Genomic DNA, 3,111 nt, shown 5'->3' on the forward strand with positions numbered 1-3,111 from the left:
CGCCTTGTCCTGGTCGTCAACGAGCACGCTGGTCAGGGTGCGGTGGTGCACACCCGCTGCATTACTCTGACCAGGTACGTCCCGTGGCGAAGGAACCCGGTGTGAGCCCGGGGCGGTTCCGCCACTGTGAGGGTCGGCGACGGTGGAGCGTCGTTGATCCACAGCCAGATACTGGTCACGGGACATCCGACGACAAGGGGCGAGAACCCCGAGTAGGAGCCCGCCACATGCCCGATCCGTCCCTCCCCGCGCCCGACGTTCGGCGCATCGCACTGTTGTCCACCTCCGACACCGATCTGCTCTCCGCCCGAGCCAGCGGGGCGCCGTTCAGCCTCGGCAATCCGGCCCGTCAAGCGCTGGAGCCCGTCGTGGACGGCGCCGACGTCATCGTCCTTCGCGTACTCGGTTCGTCCGCCGAGATCGAAGCCGAGCTGGCCCTGCTCCGTGCCACCGGGCGACCACTGGTGGTACTCGGCGGGGAACGGCAGCCCAGCCCCGAACTGATGGAGCAGTCGACCGTGCCGATCGGGCTGGCCGCTCAAGCCCACGCCTACCTCGCAGAGGGCGGACCCACCAACCTGCGCCAGTTGCACGCGTTCCTCTGCGACACCGTGCTGCTCACCGGCGAGGGTTTCGAGGAGCCCGTGGTGATCCCGGACTGGGGTTACGCCGAACGGAAGGGTTCCCGCCAGGCCGGCGACCTGCCGCGCATCGGCGTCCTCTACTACCGTGCCCACGAGGTCAGTGGCAACGCGGCGTTCGCCCACGCACTCGCCGATGCCATCGACGGCACCGGGGCGGCCGTCGGTGTCCCGGTGTTCGCGTCGTCACTGCGAAGTTCCCCTCCCGAGCTGTTCGAGGCCCTCGGGTCCTTCGACACTCTGGTGGTCAGCGTGCTCGCCGCGGGCGGCTCGGGTCCCGCGGGAGTCGGTGCAGGTGGCGACGACGGGGCGTGGGACATCGAAAAGATTGCTGCACTTGACATCCCGGTACTGCAGGGTTTGAGTGTCACCTCGTCGCGGGCGGAGTGGGAGGCCAACACCGACGGCGTCACCCCGTTGGACTCGGCAACCCAGATCGCGATCCCCGAGTTCGACGGGCGCATCATCACCACGCCCTTCTCGTTCAAGGAGATCGACGCGGATGGTCTGCCGCGCTACGTGGCCGACCGGGAACGCTGCGCGAGGGTGGCGGGCATCGCCGTCAACCACGCCCTGTTGCGCCGAATCCCCAACGCGGACAAGAAGATCGCCTTGGTCCTCTCGGCGTACCCCACGAAGCACTCCCGGGTGGGCAACGCGGTCGGCCTTGACACCCCGGTCTCCACGGTGCGTCTGCTGCGCAGGCTCGCCGACGACGGTTACGACGTGGGTGACGGCTTCGGCGTGCTCCAGGTCCCGGACGAGACCGAGGCCGGCGACCGACTGATCCACACCCTCATCGAGGCGGGCGGTCAGGACGAGCAATGGCTCACCTCGGCGCAGCTCACCGACGCCCACGTCAGGGTCACCGCCGAGCAGTACGGGGCGTGGACCGCCGATCTTCCCGCCAGCCTGCGCGACGGGATGGCGGAGGCGTGGGGCCCAGCACCCGGCCGCCTGTTCGTCAACGATCACGACGAAATCGTCGTCGCCGCCATGCAATCGGGCAACGTCGTGCTGATGATTCAGCCGCCCCGCGGATTCGGGGAGAACCCCGTGGCCATCTACCACGATCCCGACATGCCACCCAGCCACCACTATCTGGCCGCGTACCGGTGGCTGGAACACGGTTTCGGCGCGAACGCCGTGGTGCACCTCGGCAAGCACGGTTCGCTGGAATGGCTGCCCGGCAAGAACGCGGCGCTGTCCGCCGCGTGCGCAACGGATGCGGCCATCGGCAGCCTCCCGCTGATCTATCCCTTCCTGGTCAACGACCCCGGTGAGGGAGCGCAAGCCAAGCGGCGGGCCCACGCCACCATCGTCGACCACCTGATCCCGCCGATGGCACGCGCCGAGAGCTACGGCGACATCGCCCGGCTGGAACAGCTTCTCGACGAGTACGGGAACATCGCGTCGATGGATCCGGCGAAGCTGCCCGCCATCCGGGGCGAGATCTGGAACCTCATGCGGGCCGCGGAGATGCACCGCGACCTCGGGCTTGACGACCGCCCCGACGACGAGGAGTTCGACGACTTCATCCTCCACGTCGACGGTTGGCTGTGCGAGATCAAGGATGCTCAGATCCGCGACGGACTGCACGTGCTCGGCGGTGCACCCGACGGGTCGGCGCGAGTCAACCTGGTGCTCGCGATCCTGCGTGCCGCGCAGGTCTGGGGCGGAAAGGACCACGCCATCCCCGGCCTGCGGGCAGCGCTCGGGCTGAAGGAGGGCGCAGAGACGACCGCCGTCGACGAAATCGAGGAGCGAGCTCGCGGGCTGATCGAAGCCATGGAGGCCGCCGCCTGGGACACCGGCGTCGTCGACTCACTGCATTACGATCCCGAGGTGCGGAAGGTCCTTCGATTCGCCGCCACCGAGGTGGTGCCCCGATTGGCTGGCACGGCAGGCGAATTGGACGCCGTTCTGCACGCATTGGCGGGCGGCTTCGTGCGGCCGGGACCGTCCGGGTCGCCGCTGCGCGGGCTGGTGAACGTGTTGCCGACGGGCCGCAACTTCTACACCGTCGATCCTCGGGCGGTGCCATCGAGGTTGGCGTGGCAGACCGGCCAGGCCATGGCCGAGTCCCTGGTGAAGCGCTACCTCGACGACACCGGTGGGTACCCGGAGTCGGTCGGCCTCTCGGTGTGGGGGACCAGCGCGATGCGGACCTCCGGTGACGACGTGGCCGAGGTGCTCGCCCTGCTGGGGGTGCGACCGGAGTGGGACGAGGCATCGCGACGGGTCAATCAGCTCGCCGTGATCTCGCCCGACGAGCTCGGGCGGCCGCGCATCGACGTCACCGTGCGCATCTCGGGGTTCTTCCGCGATGCCTTCCCGCACGTGGTGGCCATGCTCGACGATGCCGTGCGGATGGTTGCGAAGCTGGACGAGCCCGACGAGCAGAACTTCGTCGCCGCCCACGCCCGCGCCGACCTGGCCCAGCACGGCGACGAACGCCGGGCCACGACGC

1 protein-coding gene and 1 riboswitch are annotated in these 3,111 nt (G+C 69.1%); the gene reads left to right on the forward strand.

Annotation, left to right across the window (positions count from 1 at the left end; translation table 11 throughout):
* Nucleotides 1–67 precede the first annotated feature (67 nt).
* A riboswitch (cobalamin riboswitch) is annotated at nucleotides 68–194 on the forward strand.
* Between the two features lie 33 nt (nucleotides 195–227).
* Nucleotides 228–3,111 (forward strand): cobaltochelatase subunit CobN (locus ABW137_RS33000; RefSeq protein WP_526406681.1); only part of this gene is annotated, 2,884 nt, incomplete at its 3' end.

Source organism: Mycobacterium sp., assembly GCF_040509115.1.
Taxonomy (GTDB): domain Bacteria; phylum Actinomycetota; class Actinomycetes; order Mycobacteriales; family Mycobacteriaceae; genus Mycobacterium.